Source organism: Rhodoferax sp. GW821-FHT02C08 (genome assembly GCF_059421805.1).
The window spans coordinates 457,383-472,893 of record NZ_JBWKVR010000001.1 but is presented as its reverse complement, the minus strand read 5'-3'; the positions used below and the strand labels follow the sequence as shown (position 1 = coordinate 472,893).

The window sequence follows — 15,511 nt, the reverse complement described above, 5'->3', positions numbered from 1 at the left end:
GCGAGCAAATACTTGAGTGAAACGAAATGGAACTGACACCTCGCGAAAAAGACAAGCTGCTGATCTTCACCGCCGCCCTGTTGGCCGAGCGGCGCAAGGCGCGCGGCCTGAAGCTGAACTACCCCGAAGCCATTGCCTTCATCAGCGCTGCAGTGATGGAAGGCGCGCGCGACGGCAAAAGCGTGGCCCAGCTGATGAGCGAGGGCCGTACCGTGCTGGGCCGCGCCGACGTGATGGACGGCATCGCCGAGATGATTCCTGACATCCAGGTCGAGGCCACCTTCCCCGACGGCACCAAGCTCGTCACCGTGCACCAACCCATTGTTTAACCACCGTTTAACCCTCTGGACACCCACACCATGCGCACGCCCTCTCTACGCACTATTGTTTTGATAGCTTCTGCCGCAGTATCTACGGGTGCCAGCGCCCATTTAGGCACTGATGCCGGGGTGCACCATGCGTTTCTGGACGGATTGGTGCACCCGCTGACCGGCATGGACCACATGGCGGCCATGGTCGCCGTGGGCCTGTGGAGTGCCATGACGGCACGCCGCGTCTGGCTGGCACCCATCGCTTTCGCCGGCATGCTGCTGGTGGGCGCGCTGCTGGGCCTGGGCGGGCTGACGCTGCCGGCGGTGGAGCCGATGATCGCCGCGTCCCTGCTGGTGCTAGGCCTGCTGGTCGCTACGCAAGCCAAGCTGCCGGCTGCGCTGGCGACGGGCCTGGTCGGCGCATTCGCGGTGTTCCACGGCGTGGCGCATGGCACCGAACTGGCCGGCGGCGACAACGGCTGGCTGCCGCTGGTGGGCATACTGGTGGCTACCGCCGGCTTGCACTTGGCGGGCGTGGGTATCGGCCTGGCGATGCGAGCGCATAGCACCTGGTGGCCGCGCGCCATCGGCTGTCTGGTCACGCTGCTGGGCGGCGCATTTCTGCTGCAACTGGTTTAAGAGGTATTGGCCATGACCCCAGGCGAACTCCTAATAGACGCGGGCGAGCACGCCCTGAACACCGGGCGCCGCACGGTGACCCTGGTGGTCAACAACACGGCCGACCGGCCGATCCAGGTCGGCTCGCACTACCACTTTGCCGAAACCAATGGCGCGCTAGGCTTTGACCGCGCAGCCGCCCAGGGCATGCGGCTGAACATCGCCTCCGGCAGCGCAGTGCGCTTCGAGCCCGGCCAGCAGCGCACGGTGGAGCTGGTCGATTTCGCGGGCGACCGCACGGTGTATGGCTTTCGCGGACTGACGCAAGGGAAACTCTGACCATGGCAACCATTGGCAAACGCGCCTATGCGGAAATTTTTGGCCCCACCGTAGGTGACCGGGTACGCCTGGCCGATACCGACCTGCTGATCGAGGTCGAAAAAGACCTGACCCTGCATGCCGGCGCCTACGGCGAGGAAGTGAAGTTCGGCGGCGGCAAGACCATCCGCGACGGCATGGCGCAAAGCCAGCGCATGAACAGCGAGGGCGCTGTGGACTGCGTGATGACCAACGCGCTGATCCTCGACCACTGGGGCATCGTCAAGGCCGACATCGGCCTCAAGGGCGGGCGCATCGTCGCCATCGGCAAAGCCGGCAACCCCGACGTGCAACCCGGCGTGGACATCATCATCGGCCCGGGTACCGAAGTCATCAGCTGCGAAGGCAATATCGTCACCGCCGGCGGCATCGACAGCCACATCCACTTCATCTGCCCGCAGCAGATCGAGGAAGCCCTGGCCAGCGGCGTGACCACCATGATGGGCGGCGGCACCGGCCCGGCCACCGGCACCTTTGCTACCACCTGCACGCCCGGCCCCTGGAACATCGAGCGCATGCTTCAGGCGGCGGACGCCTTCCCCATGAACCTGGGCTTTCTGGGCAAGGGCAATGCCAGCCTGCCGGCCGCGCTGCACGAGCAGATCAACGCCGGCGTGATCGGCCTGAAGCTGCACGAAGACTGGGGCACAACGCCAGCCGCCATCAGCAACTGCCTGGACGTGGCCGACGCCACCGACACCCAGGTCGCCATCCATTCCGACACGCTGAACGAGAGCGGCTTTGTCGAAAACACCATTGCCGCCACCAAGGGCCGTGGCCTGTGCGCCTTCCACACCGAAGGTGCGGGCGGCGGGCACGCACCCGACATTTTGCGGGTGGTGGGCGAGGCGAACTTCCTGCCCAGCAGCACCAACCCGACCATGCCCTACACCGTGAACACGCTGGACGAGCATGTGGACATGCTGATGGTCTGCCACCATCTGGACGCCAGCATCCCCGAAGACCTGGCGTTTGCCGAGAGCCGCATCCGCAAGGAAACCATTGCCGCCGAGGACGTGCTGCACGACCTGGGCGCCATCAGCATGATGAGCAGCGACAGCCAGGCCATGGGTCGGGTCGGTGAAGTCATCCTGCGCACCTGGCAGACGGCGCACAAGATGAAGCAGCAGCGCGGCAGCCTGCCCGAGGACAACAGCCGCAACGACAACTTCCGCGCCAAGCGCTATGTGGCCAAGTACACCATCAACCCGGCGATTGCCCACGGTATCAGCCACGAAGTCGGCAGCATTGAGGTCGGCAAATGGGCCGACCTGGTGGTCTGGAAGCCAGCCTTCTTCGGCGTGAAGCCGGCGTTGCTGCTGAAAGGCGGCTTCATCGCCATGGCTGCCATGGGAGACCCGAACGCCAGCATCCCCACGCCCCAGCCGGTGCACTACCGCCCGATGTTCGGCGCCTATGGCAGCGCGCTGGCGCGCGGCTCGCTGACCTTTGTGTCGCAGGCTGGCTTGAACGCCGGCATCAAGGACCGCTTTGGCCTGAAAAAGACCCTGAGCGCGGTAAAGAACATCCGTGGCGTGCGCAAGCAGCACATGGTGCACAACAGCTATCTTCCCAAGATGGAGATCGACGCGCAAACCTATAGCGTGCGGGCCGACGGCCAACTGCTAACCTGCGAAGCCGCAGTAAGCTTGCCTATGGCACAACGTTACTTCTTGTTTTAATGCTCCAAACCTCCAAACTCATCTCCCAAGGCAAGGGCCTGGCTCCTGCCCTGCTGAAACGCGCCAGCACCGTCGAGCTCGACTGGGACGTACGGCAGAAAAGCCGCTTCGACGCCACCGACTCGCTGGGCCGCCAGCTCGGCGTGTTCTTGCCACGCGGTACCTTGGTACGCGGCGGCGACGTGCTGGTCGCCGAAGACGGCTCGCTAGTGCGGGTACTGGCTGCCCCCCAATCCGTGCTGGTCATTACCGCCTGTACCAGCCACGGCTCGCCCTTTGACCTGACACGCGCTGCCTACCACCTGGGCAACCGCCATGTGCCAATTGAACTGCAGCCCGACCACCTGAAGATAGAACCTGACCACGTGCTGGCCGACATGCTGCGCGCCATGCACCTGGACGTGGTGGAAGCCAACGTGGCGTTCGAGCCCGAAGGCGGCGCCTACGCTTCCGGCGGGCACAGCCATGGTGACCATGCACATGGCCATAGCCATGAGCACGCCCCCGCCACGCGCAAGCCGGTGAACATTCCCGTCGCCGCAGCACCGCATGTGCACGGCCCCGGCTGCGGCCACGACCATGGACATGACCACGGACACGGCCATTCCCACTGAGCCCATGACCGTGCGCAGAGTCCGCCCGCTAACGCCCCCGACACGCCGCCACCCCGCCAAAGCAATTAGCCGCGTTGCCAGCCCGCAGGAATCGACCACGCCCAGTCTATTGCAGCTAATCTGGCTTGCGTCGCCGGCTTTGCCTGTGGGTGGTTTTTCCTACTCAGAAGGCCTGGAAGCGGCAGTAGACCGTGCGGGAGTAGCTACAGAAAGTAGAGCATCTGACTGGTTGGTGGATCAACTGCATGTAAGCCTGGCACGCGGTGACCTGGCAGCCATCGCCAAAGCCATTCCCGCCTGGCGGCGCGGCGCCGTCAAGGATGTCGCCGAACTGAACGCCTGGGTGCTGCAGACCCGCGAGAGCAGCGAGTTCCGCGCCCAGGCCGAACAAATGGGCCGGTCGCTGCTGGACTGGCTGCGCAACCACAACACCGCCACGCCAGACCATATTGCGGCCTGCGCCCAGATGCAGCCCACCTACCCCATCGCCTACGCCCTGGCCGCGGCCGCCACCCAGGCCCCGCTGCGCGACTGCCTGCTGGCCTACGCCTTTGGTTGGGCCGAGAACATGACCCAGTCGGCCATCAAATCCGTGCCCTTGGGCCAGAGCGCCGGCCAGCGCATACTGGCACGGTTGGCCGCCGACATTCCGGCCGCCGTAGACCAGGCCATCCAGCTTCCCGACAGCCAGCGCCAGGCGTTTTCGCCGATGCTGGCCATTCTTTCATCCCAGCACGAAGTGCAATATTCCAGACTGTTTAGATCATGAGCACACTGCACCACATCGCAAATCGCACCAAGAAACTGCCACCGCTGCGTGTCGGCATCGGCGGGCCGGTGGGCTCGGGCAAAACCACCTTGCTGGAAATGCTATGCAAGGCCATGCGCGACAAATACGATCTGGTGGCCATCACCAACGACATCTATACCAAGGAAGACCAGCGCCTGCTGACCGTCAGCGGCGCCCTGCCCGCCGACCGCATCATGGGCGTGGAAACGGGCGGCTGCCCGCACACAGCGATCCGCGAAGACTGCTCCATCAACCTGGAAGCCATTGACCGCATGCTGGTCGAGCACCCGAATGCCGACATCGTGTTTGTAGAAAGCGGCGGCGACAACCTGGCAGCCACCTTCAGCCCCGAGCTCAGCGACCTCACAATCTACGTGATCGACGTGGCGGCGGGCGAAAAAATCCCGCGCAAAGGCGGCCCCGGCATCACCAAGAGCGACTTGTTCGTCATCAACAAGACCGACCTGGCGCCGTACGTGGGCGCCAACCTGGACATCATGGAATCCGACACCCGGCGTATGCGCACCAGCGGCCAGGGCCTCAAGCCGTTTGTGATGACCAATCTGAAAACCCTGACCGGGCTGGCCGAGGTGGTTTCCTTCATCGAGACAAAGGGCATGCTGGCCTCGTAAAATCAAGGGCTTAGCAAGTTTCACCGCTTACAGCGGTGTTCACACATGACCTATAGCGTCAAAGAGATTTTCTACACCCTGCAAGGCGAAGGCGCCCAGGCAGGTAGCCCCGCCGTGTTCTGCCGCTTTGCGGGTTGCAACCTCTGGACCGGCCGCGAAAGCGACCGTGCCACCGCAGTCTGCCGTTTCTGCGATACCGATTTCGTAGGTATCGACGGTACCCTGGGTGGCAAATTTGCCTCCGCCGATGACTTGGCCGATCTCATCGAGGCCCAGTGGCCCGCTGGCGAAACCCAGAACCGCCTGACCGTCTTAACCGGTGGAGAGCCCTTGCTGCAGGTAGATGCAGAACTGGTCACAGCTCTGCACGCCCGGGGCTTTCGCATTGCAGTGGAATCCAACGGCACTGTCCGCGCTCCCGAAGGCATAGACTGGCTTTGCATCAGCCCCAAAGCCGGTGCGCCCTGGATACAACAGCAAGGGCAGGAACTCAAGGTGGTATGGCCTCAACCCGGCCTGGATCTAGACACGCTGGCCCGCACCGGCCAATTCGCGCATCGCTTCCTGCAGCCCATGGACGGCCCGGAACAGTTGGCCAATATGGGCCTGTGCATAGACACCTGCATGCGCCAGCCCACCTGGCGCCTGAGCATCCAGACCCACAAAATCAGCGGCATCCGCTGATCCCCCATTTTTGTTTGCGAGTATTCCCATGCAGCTGACCATCAGCCAACGCTTCTATTTCGACGCCGCCCACACACTTCAACGCGAAATTGAAACAGCAGGTAGTCGCCGCATCCATGGCCACACCTACCATGCAGAGGTCAGCGTGACTGGGCCGCGCGATCCGGTGAATGGAATGGTGTTGGACCTGGGCTTTTTGCGTCAGCGGCTGGAGGGTGTGCGGGAGCAACTGGACCACCACTTGCTGGACGAGGTACCCAAGCTGGGGACGCCCACCCTGGAAAACCTTTGCACCTTTATCGCAGAGCAACTGGCCGACGTTCGCCCCAAAGTGAGTAGCGTACGGGTATGGCGTGACGCATTGGGTGACAGCTGTGTCCTGAATCTAATCTAAATCGCATCCATTGGATCCTTTTGGGGTAATTACCAGGGTTAGAATGATCGGATAGGAAGCTTGGCAGAGTGGTCGATTGCACCGGTCTTGAAAACCGGCAAACCGAAAGGTTTCTAGGGTTCGAATCCCTAAGCTTCCGCCAATACAACCAAGCGACTGGGGTGTCATTCAGCTGCTCCAGATAGAACCACCGCACAGCCCCCCCCCCTCGCGTTACGACCTCGAAACCAGGGGGGATTTGACTTCTCGATACAAATCAAAATAAGCGCGCCCCAGTGCTGCGCCCGAGAACAAATTTTCATACCGTGCTCGTGCTGCAATACCCATCGACTTGGCCAACACTGGATCTCCAAGAATACGGTTGCATGCATTAGCAAGCTCAGACGGACTTTCCGGTGGTACGACGAACCCGGTAACTCCATCCAAATTAACATAGGACGTGCCCGATCCAACTTCGCAGCACACCATAGGCCTCGAGAACATGGACGCCTCCACCAATACCATGCCGAAGGCCTCAGAGCGTAAGTGCGAGGGCAACACCAACGCCGTACATTGACGCAAAAGCTCGGTTTTTTGCGCTTCGGTCACTTGGCCTGCAAAAACAATGTTTGTTACGCCGAGCTGCCGTGCAAGCTCCTTAAGGTTTGCGTCTTCCGGCCCGGAGCCAGCAATGACGATGTTTCCATTAATTTGACGCGCTGCGTGTATCAGAGTGTGCAACCCCTTGTAATAGCGCAGCACCCCCAATGCCAACACAAAAGGCGTGTATCCCGCAAAGTCCGCACTGGCAAACTGTCCCTCAAAGCCGGGAGCGGCCTCGGGCTTATCAACAATACCCAAAGGAATGGTGCGCAAGCGCCCCGACGGCACATCGCGGGTCAATACAGAACTAGTTTTCGCGTACGCAGGAGAGGTTGCGATAACAGCAGACATGGCACGCATAGTGTGCCGCATCAATGGACGGTACAGCCTGCTCAAAACTTGTTGCCGCACTATGTCTGAGTGATATGTCATTACCGCGGGCTTGTCCGAAGCCTTGAACATGTTCAAGACATCCGCAAATGGCCACGGATAGTGCAAATGAACTACATCTGCCCACTTCTGTAGACGATAGAACTCCACAAAGGAGTCGGCCCCACCCAAATCGCAAGATGCGGGCGCTGCCCAAGAAAGAGAGCGTACAGTAATAGCCTCAGGCCGGACCAAGCGCTTTGGATTAGGCTGAGGAGACAGAGTAAACACTTTTGACGCTACGCCAAAAGAGCCCGTAGCAAGGCATATCTGCCTAATAGCCTCTTGCAGACCGCCCGGTGGATCCGGGAAATACGTCCGATAGACGTGAAGAACCTTCATGGTGGCCGAGATAACATGTTAACTATCAGGATTACTCAACACGAGCCGCCACCAACATGCTTTGCAACGTATCTTCCAAGGTTGGCACAGTTAACTCAACACCGTGCTGCGCCAAGAGTGCCCACAGCTTATCAGGGCTGCCGCACAAACGGTGCAACTCATTGAGTCGCACAAAAGCGGGGTTAACCTTTACCTTAAGCGTATGTCCGGATATGCGGGAAAGCGCCTCTACCACCTCGACCAACGCATAGGGCTTGCCCGAACATACGTTATAAATCTCCCCTGGCTGTCCATATTGAAGCAGTGCCAGGTAAGCGTTGCAAACCATTTGCACATCGTTGAACTCGCGCTCTATCTGCAAATTTCCCAGACTGACACTGTCCGCACGCCGTGCGAAGTGCTCCACCAGCTTCGGAATAACAAAATTAATATGCTGCCCAGAACCCGTGTAATTAAACGGCCGGCTTATCACAATAGGAAGCTGATCCTGGAAGGTCAGCGCCATATGCTCCATGGCCAATTTGCTCGACGCATAGTGGTTCAATGGAGAAGGCCATTGACTTTCAACAATAGGAGAGTTGATGCAATTGCCATACACATTGGCACTGCTAGCAAGCAACACACAGCGCAGCTTGTAGGGGAGTTTGACCAAGGCGCTGAGTAAATTGGTTGTACCAACCACATTTACGGCATAAAACGCTGTATCGTCCGCGTGCCCTACGAAACTGATGCCAGCCAAATGTACAACTGCATCAGGCCGCGTATCCGAGACGGCATTTTGCACGGCGGACATATCTGTCAAATCGACATCACACGCCACGATCTCATGTCCTGCGCTTTGGGCAAGCTTGGCAAAATGCAGACCAGTGAAACCACTGGCTCCGGTCAGCAGAATTTTCAAAACGAAAACCCTTGTTCATTCCGACGCATGTCCGCTGCAACCATCATTTGACACAGCTGCTCCAACGTCGTCTTGGGCTCCCAGCCGAGCTTGGACTTAGCCTTGGCAGGATTGCCAATCAACAACTCCACTTCCGCCGGGCGGTAGTATTTGGGGTTAACGCACATTACCGTTTTGCCCGTTGCTACGTCCACTGCAACTTCTGCCTCAGCAGTACCACGAAACTCAACGATAGTGCCTACGCCCTTAAAAGCCATTTCCACAAAGTCGCGAACGGTTTCGGTGCGGTTCGTAGCGAGTACAAAAGTATCCGGCTCATCCACCTGCAGCATGCGCCACATACCCTCCACATAGTCTTTGGCAAACCCCCAGTCGCGTTTGGCATCGATGTTGCCTAGCTCCAGGCAATCCAATTTACCCAACTTGATTTTTGCTACAGCATCTGTGATCTTGCGCGTAACAAACTCTCGCCCACGCAACGGACTTTCGTGATTGAACAAGATGCCACTGGTTGCAAAGAGATTGTAGCTTTCACGGTAGTTAACGGTGATCCAGTGCGCATACAGCTTAGCGACACCATAGGGACTACGAGGCCAAAAAGGTGTTTCCTCAACTTGAGGAATAGCTTGCACCTTACCAAACATTTCGGATGTACTTGCTTGGTAAAACTTGATCTTCGGATTAACCAGGCGGATACCCTCCAGAAGGTTAAGCGCTCCCACTCCGGTGATCTGAGCTGTGGTTGCGGGTTGGTCAAAACTCACCCCCACAAAGCTCTGAGCCGCAAGGTTATAAACCTCATCCGGTTGAACTTTCTGCAGCAAATTAATGATGCAGCCTGGATCGGTCAAATCGAACTCGACCAAGTGGAGATTGGGATGATTCTGAATGCCCAAATCTTCCATCCGCCAAAAATTTACGGAACTGGTACGGCGGTAAGTGCCATAAACGGTATAGCCTTTTCCCAGAAGTAGTTCGGCGAGATAGGCTCCGTCTTGGCCGGAAATGCCGGTGATGAGTGCTTTCATGAAAATCCTGTAATTTATATTTAATATATTTAATATATTATATCGACAAAAAAATGACACCGACAAAATTAAAAACCATCGCAACCCTCACCCCAATAAATAATAGGCGATTACTGCAACCCTAAAAAATTCCAAATTATATAAATACCCCCAAAATTCCATAATCATTACCACTACTTAGGCAGTAGCACATTGAGGTACTCCATTTTCCGCCAGAGCCGACCTTCATCCTTGAACGCAATATTCACATCAGGCATGCGCGTCACCATAGCAGTTGGCAGAAAGTTCGACAACCTAGCCAATATCATTGACCGTCAAACCTCGCAACAAAGGTAACAACACAAGAACTATTAAGGGAACTAGTCGCACCACCAAAGAGGGAGGCGAACAACCGTATTTCCAACCCCGCGGATTTCAGTGCTAGCCATAATTTTAAGAGCGCCACGAAAGCAATCGCATCTCATAATTCATTTTTTCCTGATGGCTAATACCATCGAGAATAAGCCCAATGGACAGAGTGATCACAGCAACAATTTCAAATGCAGTCGCAAGAATGGCAAGTGGTACGTGGTGAATATACCGGTACATGACCCAGTCCTGAAAGACTGGCAATGCCGAAACCAGTCCAGCAAATGACACAATGAGTGAAATCAGTCCAAAAAACCGCAATGGTTTATAATGACGAAGAATATGAAAAATGGTAAAAATGACTTGCACGCCATCGGCGATGGTATTTAGTTTCGAATAACTCCCTTCCGGTCGATCGACATATTCAACCTCCAACTCTACAATTCGAAATCGCTTATCTAATGCATGCAGAGTCAAATCAGTTTCAACCTGAAATCCTGCTACAAGAATGGGATAATTTTTCACGAATTTTCGATTGAAAACCCGGTAGCCACTCATGATGTCCTTCAGCGACGACTGAAAGAACATGTTGATCATTTTTTTAACAAGTTCATTGCCAAAACCATGAAGGCTGCGCTTATTCTGCTCAGAATAGTGTCCACCGGAATGGCGATCGCCCACAACCATATCGGCATGACCGGTAATGATTGGTGCCATAAGATCTCTGACTCGGTTCGCCGGATAGGTCAGGTCGGCATCAGCCAAAACGTATACTTCAGCATCAATATCTTGGAACGCCCGACGCATTGCATAGCCTTTCCCTTGCCGGTATTCGTCGATAACTGAACCTACACAACCTATTCTATTCAGCGTGGTTAGCGCAATATCTGCGGTGCGGTCTTTTGAGTTGTTATTGATAACATGAATCGCAGCCTCAGGCAATGCGGCATGAAATTCGAGAATGACTTTCTCAATTGTCACTTCCTCGTTGTAAGCAGGAAGAATAATGGCGATAGACGGCGGCATAGACTATTTAGTAATTTGGATGGGCTCACGTATAGTGATGTGTCTCAGCGCAACGCCCAGTCTTCTGGTGTCTGCGCTCAAGCTTAAGTCTTTAGGCGAAATCGGCTGCGGGATTTCAATTCTTATCTTGTCGTCATTGCGATCCGATGCCACAGCGATTTTAGCTATTGAAGGTTGCCCAGAGAGGACCATATGATACTGCTGCCCCCCCACGCTAAGTTTGATCGGCTGCCCAACATTTGGACCGAATGCAAAGGCGTCTACTGCAACTTCAAATCGTTTCGGTAGCGGCTTGGAAAAGGTCAACACTATTTCATCGCCAGTGGACCAGCTACCGATCGGCTCCGAAGCCGACAGACCGTCAACTCTCGTCAAGCCAGCAGGTAAAGGCCCGTGGAGGAAATCCAGCGTCAAGTTTGAGGCGACTCGCACCAAAGTGTAGGCATCTATACCTCTTTCAGATGCCATTACGTTGGAATTAGCCAAATTGAACGCTACCTCTTTTACTGGTATATGGATTAATTCCTTCACATCAAACGGATTTTCGTAGGGCCCCATCATCAACATCCACTCCTTATTTACAGGTAGTGAGTCGGGATCAATGCGGCTGTGGTTGGGTAGGTTGATGAATTCGGTTTGCTGACTGCTCATATAAAAATGAGCCCTAAATATACTGCTCAATTCCGGCGCCACGATAACGAGCTTAGCTACGTCCGACCCCAGATAGCGCTGAACAAACTGCCCGGCTTGGTCATAGGCATCGGGCACCAAGCGCAAGCGCATTTCCTTGTTGGTGAAATGACCTGATAACACCATGGTCAGCGGCAAAAAAAACCATATATAGAGCGCTACGCCAGTCCGAAGACGAAATAACGCCGTGATGGCACAGATGATGCCTAGCGAGCCCAATATCGAATAAACGTAAGGGTTATAGGTAAAGGCGCGCAACTCTGGACTATCTGCAATGCCTGGCAAATAACCACCCAGGCCGGTTACGACAGCATAGGCCGAAATGAGCGAAGTGCCGCCAATGCATACAACTTTAAATTTGTACTTGTCACCGACATCTCCGATTTGGCGGGCTGCGGCACCCACAACAATGAAAAGCAAGGGAAAGAGAAAGTCGTAATACCGGAGAGAAAGACGTTCTATGTTTTCATAAGGACTTGTACCTTGTACCCGGGCAAAAAAAACGGCGGTTATCAGAATCAACAGAATGAGCAGGGTAACGGTGAAAAATTGGAGAGCCCTTAATTCGGAATGTTGCCTGTTGTCGCCCCTAATGCCAAAGAGGTCGATATTGAATAGAAGCGCTAACGGCAACGCGAACATTACCGCCACTGCGAGAATATTCCCCCAAAGGTTGTAGACAATCAACGGTAGGAGGTGGCGAAATTGCTCCATCCCACTGGCCGATACCGCCGTTGCGGTGTAGTCGGTACCCAGAATGTCAAAACCTGCCTTTCCCGCAGCTAAATAGCCAACGCAGAGTCTAAAGCTTAGAAAAGCAATGATCGAAACAATGATCAGCCCGCAAGTCTTAGCCGCGAGTTTATAGCTCGGCGTGGACAACAGTGGCAAAAATACGACAACCCAAAGACCGGGTAACAAAAAGACTGCATGGACCTTGACCATAGTCATGGCTCCCAAGGTACAGCCAGCGAGGATGATGGAGGCCAGTGGTTTCCTATGAACACCTTTCAGCGTAATCCATGCAAAAAGAAAAAATCCGAAGTAATACATAGACTCAGGCATGAAGTAAGCCGAGTACGCGTTAACAGGCGAAAAAACCGACAATATAGTTACCCACAGTGCCAATGCACTTGAAAGGTACTGACGGGCCAAGTTATAGATCAACGGAATGGTCGCTACGAAAAACAGTGCATTGATCAGCCGCGCGCACTCAAGAAAACCATCGCCGCATTGGTTGGTCAGACTGTAGACGCGAAAGTAGAGGTAGGAGGGACGCTGTGCGAACTTGATGTCGTAAAGACGTGAAAACAGGTTATACAACCATTCATCTGCGAAGACGGACGGATACATGCCAGCATTTCTCGCCGTGAGAAACGCTAGCAATGCTACAGCCAGAAGTGCGAGTACGCTGACCGTGGTGATGCGGCGCACTGAAATCGCGAATTGGCCTTCTTTTTGTCGGACTAAGGCGTTCATGGCTGACGGCGCTTAGGCAACGTTTTCTTCAGCAATTGCTCACTACTTTCCGCCCAGGTCAGCCACCTCATACCTGCGCTGGATGGCGCATTATTTTTTTCCTTCAATTTAAGCCACGCCGTAATCGCGCTAGCGAGGGTCCTCCCGCCGACACCATCGAAGTAGTAGGCATGCTTGCCAGCGACTTCCCTGAAGACCGGTAGTCCCCGCGCAATGATGGGTAGTCCGTACTGCGCCGCTTCGATAAGTGGCAATCCAAAACCCTCAGCCTGTGAGGCCACCACTAGTGCAGTGCTGGCGGTATAGATTTTTTGTAGGTACTCGTCGCTAATACCCTCTAGCCAGTGCAATCTGTTATCCCTCTCTGGATGGCTACGCAATTTGTCAATGAGTGCGTCAACATTCCAACCACCCTTACCTACGATCACCAGATGGATAGACAAGCCTCTCTTCCATAGCTGCTCGAAGGCATCGAGCGCTTGTGCATAGCCTTTGCGAGGCTCCACAGTGCCCACCATCAAAAATGACGGGTTAGCGGCCAGCATTCGAAGCGTGACTTCCGCGCTCTCCGGCAACCCGTTGGTTGGTTGGCTACTTTGAATGTCCGCGCCGAGATGAAAATAGCTGACCGGCAACCGCCGGGCCGCCTGAGGCGGGTGACGAAGCAGCCAGGCCTTGACTTCATCTGCGACGGCCTTGGAGATGCAAACGAGACTGTCAGCATATTGCGTCAATGCATCGATCCAACCGGTGAAAGCGACGGTCATGCCTTCCGAATGCCATTGGCGATTGTTCAATGGGGTCAAATCGTAGACGACGTAATGAATTTTCACACCCGTACTTCGCATTTGGAGCAAGGTGGCATTGATACCCGGAAACAGATGAGCGGTCAGATCTAGGCCAATGTAAACATCGCCTTTGGCGAAGGTAACAGGCGCATTCTCTCCAGCCTCTTGCATCGACCCAACGAAGCGGGCTGCGAACTGGCGCGCATAGCGCAGTCCGCTGAAACCCGTCTCCGAGTAAACCGGCTCGACGCGGTAGCCTTCTGGTTGGTTGCTCAGTAAATGCAAGAGGATGCTGCGTACAACCCGCTGGATACCGGACTTGGCGTCGCGGTTAACCAACTCGGAGATATCGACCAGCAGCTGCTTTTGCTGCGACCTCGGTTGGTTGACGGTCAAAGCGTGCTGCACACGAGCCATATCGGATGGCGCGGGGCTAACGGCCAGTCTCAGCGTGTTCAAGCGCGTGGCGAGCTGGGCGCTTCGCTGCTTGACACTGCGAATCGCCGACGCCGTTTCGACAGCAAAACGAGGGACAAATTTGTCCTCAAACGCATCTAATGCAATCCGAGCACTTCGATCCCATGAAAATAGTGCTGCCTGCTTAAGTGCATGCACGATCAACGACCTCCTAAACGCCTCATCCGTCATTCCCCTGAGCATTAGTCGAGACATATCCTCGATCGACTGCGGATCGAACAAGGCATCTTCACGACCTATGACTTCAGGCAGACTGGTCGCCTTGGACGCAATGACTGGCGCACCGCATGCCATTGCCTCGAGTGCTGGCAGCCCAAAGCCTTCGTGAAGAGAGGGAAACACATAAAGCTTACACAGGCTGTAGAGCCCCCGCAGATCTGCATCATCGACATAGCCGGTGAGAACAAGCTCATCGGCTTTAAGTCCCAAAGATTCGGCTTTAGCGACTAGATGATCACGAATGACATCCGGTGCCTTACTACCGATTACCAACTGATGCTGCATGCGAAGTCGTAGAGGTAGCGCAGCGAACGCCTCGAGCAATCGGTCGAAATTCTTGCGGGGATCGAAACCGCCAGGAACATAAAAGAAGAAAGTGCGAGCAATACCGTACCTTGACAAGAGCGTCGCCGCCATTTCGGGTGAAAGATTTTGAGGCTGAAAGCTGCTGTCAACGGCTGCAGAGACATTGACTATGCGTGCAGGGTCCATGTGCAGATGCCGAATGGCCTCTTCCCGAGAAGACTCAGAAATGGCTAGCAGCAACTCACTCCGCTTGAGCGACTCCAACTTATGCAGGTAATAAGCCCGGTAACCGGCATCCTGAAGATAGAGTTCCGGCATGACATAGGGAATCAAGTCATACAGTGTTACGGCTGTGGGCATTTTCAACGAGGCATTGGCGTGCACCGAGGTCACCACATTGTCCAGCCACCCTTCGAACAGACTCGCCACATGCAGAACATCGGGTTGCAGAGCTGCGATATGTTGTTCACGAAGAATCTCCGAAGCGCGCGCACGCCAGATGTTCTCCGGCACCATTTCTGCGGTTTGCCCCGCAGTGGCGAATATGGATATTCTTTCTTGATCCACGATACCAGCGAACGTTTCCCTCAAGACTGGGACCGATTCGGGAAACATGTCGCTGAGCACCAAGGTTACGCGATGTTTGCGTGCCTTAGCCTCGATGGCCATCGCGCGCGCCAGCGACAGCGCGTACCGGCCAATACCTCTGAAACCACTTTCGCCCTGAACAGCGTGAAGATCAATAACAATATGCATTTACTATTCCCAAAGACATGCAGGGGCTCTTGGCCAC

Annotated in this window: 15 protein-coding genes and 1 tRNA gene; 10 read left to right on the top strand and 6 right to left on the bottom strand. The window is 55.6% G+C overall.

What is annotated here, in order from left to right; all coding sequences use genetic code 11:
• The first annotated feature begins 26 nt into the window (after window positions 1-26).
• The 10 genes from AC07VY_RS02140 to AC07VY_RS02095 all read left to right on the top strand — a co-directional run bounded on the left by AC07VY_RS02140 (window position 27) and on the right by AC07VY_RS02095 (window position 6,245).
• Window positions 27-329 carry an urease subunit gamma gene (locus AC07VY_RS02140; protein ID WP_495074931.1) on the top strand — a complete coding sequence of 101 codons (303 nt, stop codon included), beginning with the start codon at window positions 27-29 and terminating at the stop codon, window positions 327-329.
• A 30-nt stretch (window positions 330-359) separates the two neighbouring features.
• Window positions 360-950: a HupE/UreJ family protein gene (locus tag AC07VY_RS02135; RefSeq protein WP_495099390.1), complete on the top strand. Its 591-nt coding sequence runs from the start codon at window positions 360-362 to the stop codon at window positions 948-950.
• A 12-nt stretch (window positions 951-962) separates the two neighbouring features.
• Entirely contained in the window at window positions 963-1,268 is a 306-nt protein-coding gene (locus AC07VY_RS02130) for an urease subunit beta (protein WP_495099391.1), read from the top strand.
• A 2-nt stretch (window positions 1,269-1,270) separates the two neighbouring features.
• Window positions 1,271-2,989: an urease subunit alpha gene (gene ureC / locus AC07VY_RS02125; protein WP_495099392.1), complete on the top strand. Its 1,719-nt coding sequence runs from the start codon at window positions 1,271-1,273 to the stop codon at window positions 2,987-2,989.
• A complete protein-coding gene (gene ureE, locus AC07VY_RS02120; RefSeq protein WP_495099393.1) occupies window positions 2,989-3,603 on the top strand; it encodes an urease accessory protein UreE in 615 nt (204 codons plus the stop codon). Before ureC ends, ureE begins: the two co-directional genes overlap by 1 nt.
• Window positions 3,569-4,372, top strand: coding sequence for an urease accessory protein UreF (locus tag AC07VY_RS02115; protein ID WP_495099394.1), 804 nt, complete (start codon window positions 3,569-3,571; stop codon window positions 4,370-4,372). Before ureE ends, AC07VY_RS02115 begins: the two co-directional genes overlap by 35 nt.
• The gene (gene ureG / locus AC07VY_RS02110; protein WP_495099395.1) at window positions 4,369-5,025 is read left to right on the top strand and encodes an urease accessory protein UreG; all 657 of its coding nucleotides are present in this window, start codon (window positions 4,369-4,371) and stop codon (window positions 5,023-5,025) included. The genes AC07VY_RS02115 and ureG overlap by 4 nt, the downstream gene beginning before the upstream one ends.
• A 45-nt stretch (window positions 5,026-5,070) precedes the next feature.
• A complete protein-coding gene (gene queE / locus AC07VY_RS02105) occupies window positions 5,071-5,709 on the top strand; it encodes a 7-carboxy-7-deazaguanine synthase (RefSeq protein ID WP_495099396.1) in 639 nt (212 codons plus the stop codon).
• 28 nt (window positions 5,710-5,737) lie between these two features.
• Window positions 5,738-6,103: a 6-carboxytetrahydropterin synthase gene (locus AC07VY_RS02100; protein ID WP_495099397.1), complete on the top strand. Its 366-nt coding sequence runs from the start codon at window positions 5,738-5,740 to the stop codon at window positions 6,101-6,103.
• A gap of 54 nt (window positions 6,104-6,157) precedes the next feature.
• Window positions 6,158-6,245 (top strand) — tRNA-Ser (locus AC07VY_RS02095).
• A 71-nt stretch (window positions 6,246-6,316) separates the two neighbouring features.
• Here AC07VY_RS02095 and AC07VY_RS02090 read toward each other — a convergent pair.
• From AC07VY_RS02090 to AC07VY_RS02065, 6 genes are all read right to left on the bottom strand, one after another.
• Entirely contained in the window at window positions 6,317-7,456 is a 1,140-nt protein-coding gene (locus AC07VY_RS02090) for a glycosyltransferase (RefSeq protein WP_495099398.1), read from the bottom strand.
• A 31-nt stretch (window positions 7,457-7,487) separates the two neighbouring features.
• Window positions 7,488-8,357 (bottom strand): NAD-dependent epimerase/dehydratase family protein, encoded by an 870-nt coding sequence (locus AC07VY_RS02085; RefSeq protein ID WP_495099399.1) that lies wholly within the window; start codon window positions 8,355-8,357, stop codon window positions 7,488-7,490.
• Window positions 8,354-9,385 carry a GDP-mannose 4,6-dehydratase gene (gene gmd, locus AC07VY_RS02080; protein WP_495099400.1) on the bottom strand — a complete coding sequence of 344 codons (1,032 nt, stop codon included), beginning with the start codon at window positions 9,383-9,385 and terminating at the stop codon, window positions 8,354-8,356. The genes AC07VY_RS02085 and gmd overlap by 4 nt, the downstream gene beginning before the upstream one ends.
• A 432-nt stretch (window positions 9,386-9,817) precedes the next feature.
• The gene (locus AC07VY_RS02075; protein ID WP_495099401.1) at window positions 9,818-10,759 is read right to left on the bottom strand and encodes a glycosyltransferase family 2 protein; all 942 of its coding nucleotides are present in this window, start codon (window positions 10,757-10,759) and stop codon (window positions 9,818-9,820) included.
• 3 nt (window positions 10,760-10,762) lie between these two features.
• Window positions 10,763-12,928 carry an ArnT family glycosyltransferase gene (locus AC07VY_RS02070; RefSeq protein ID WP_495099402.1) on the bottom strand — a complete coding sequence of 722 codons (2,166 nt, stop codon included), beginning with the start codon at window positions 12,926-12,928 and terminating at the stop codon, window positions 10,763-10,765.
• Window positions 12,925-15,474 (bottom strand): glycosyltransferase family 4 protein, encoded by a 2,550-nt coding sequence (locus AC07VY_RS02065; protein ID WP_495099403.1) that lies wholly within the window; start codon window positions 15,472-15,474, stop codon window positions 12,925-12,927. The genes AC07VY_RS02070 and AC07VY_RS02065 overlap by 4 nt, the downstream gene beginning before the upstream one ends.
• Window positions 15,475-15,511: the final 37 nt, after the last annotated feature.

Excerpts from the sequence above, each read along its gene's own strand:
- AC07VY_RS02075 (WP_495099401.1), bottom strand. The coding sequence starts at position 10,759 with ATGCCGCCGTCTATCGCCATTATTCTTCCTGCTTACAACGAGGAAGTG.
- AC07VY_RS02100 (WP_495099397.1), top strand. The coding sequence starts at position 5,738 with ATGCAGCTGACCATCAGCCAACGCTTCTATTTCGACGCCGCCCACACA.
- AC07VY_RS02135 (WP_495099390.1), top strand. The coding sequence starts at position 360 with ATGCGCACGCCCTCTCTACGCACTATTGTTTTGATAGCTTCTGCCGCA.
- ureG (WP_495099395.1), top strand. The coding sequence starts at position 4,369 with ATGAGCACACTGCACCACATCGCAAATCGCACCAAGAAACTGCCACCG.
- AC07VY_RS02065 (WP_495099403.1), bottom strand. The coding sequence starts at position 15,474 with ATGCATATTGTTATTGATCTTCACGCTGTTCAGGGCGAAAGTGGTTTC.
- AC07VY_RS02115 (WP_495099394.1), top strand. The coding sequence starts at position 3,569 with ATGGACATGACCACGGACACGGCCATTCCCACTGAGCCCATGACCGTG.
- gmd (WP_495099400.1), bottom strand. The coding sequence starts at position 9,385 with ATGAAAGCACTCATCACCGGCATTTCCGGCCAAGACGGAGCCTATCTC.
- queE (WP_495099396.1), top strand. The coding sequence starts at position 5,071 with ATGACCTATAGCGTCAAAGAGATTTTCTACACCCTGCAAGGCGAAGGC.
- AC07VY_RS02090 (WP_495099398.1), bottom strand. The coding sequence starts at position 7,456 with ATGAAGGTTCTTCACGTCTATCGGACGTATTTCCCGGATCCACCGGGC.
- AC07VY_RS02130 (WP_495099391.1), top strand. The coding sequence starts at position 963 with ATGACCCCAGGCGAACTCCTAATAGACGCGGGCGAGCACGCCCTGAAC.
- ureE (WP_495099393.1), top strand. The coding sequence starts at position 2,989 with ATGCTCCAAACCTCCAAACTCATCTCCCAAGGCAAGGGCCTGGCTCCT.
- ureC (WP_495099392.1), top strand. The coding sequence starts at position 1,271 with ATGGCAACCATTGGCAAACGCGCCTATGCGGAAATTTTTGGCCCCACC.
- AC07VY_RS02070 (WP_495099402.1), bottom strand. The coding sequence starts at position 12,928 with ATGAACGCCTTAGTCCGACAAAAAGAAGGCCAATTCGCGATTTCAGTG.
- AC07VY_RS02140 (WP_495074931.1), top strand. The coding sequence starts at position 27 with ATGGAACTGACACCTCGCGAAAAAGACAAGCTGCTGATCTTCACCGCC.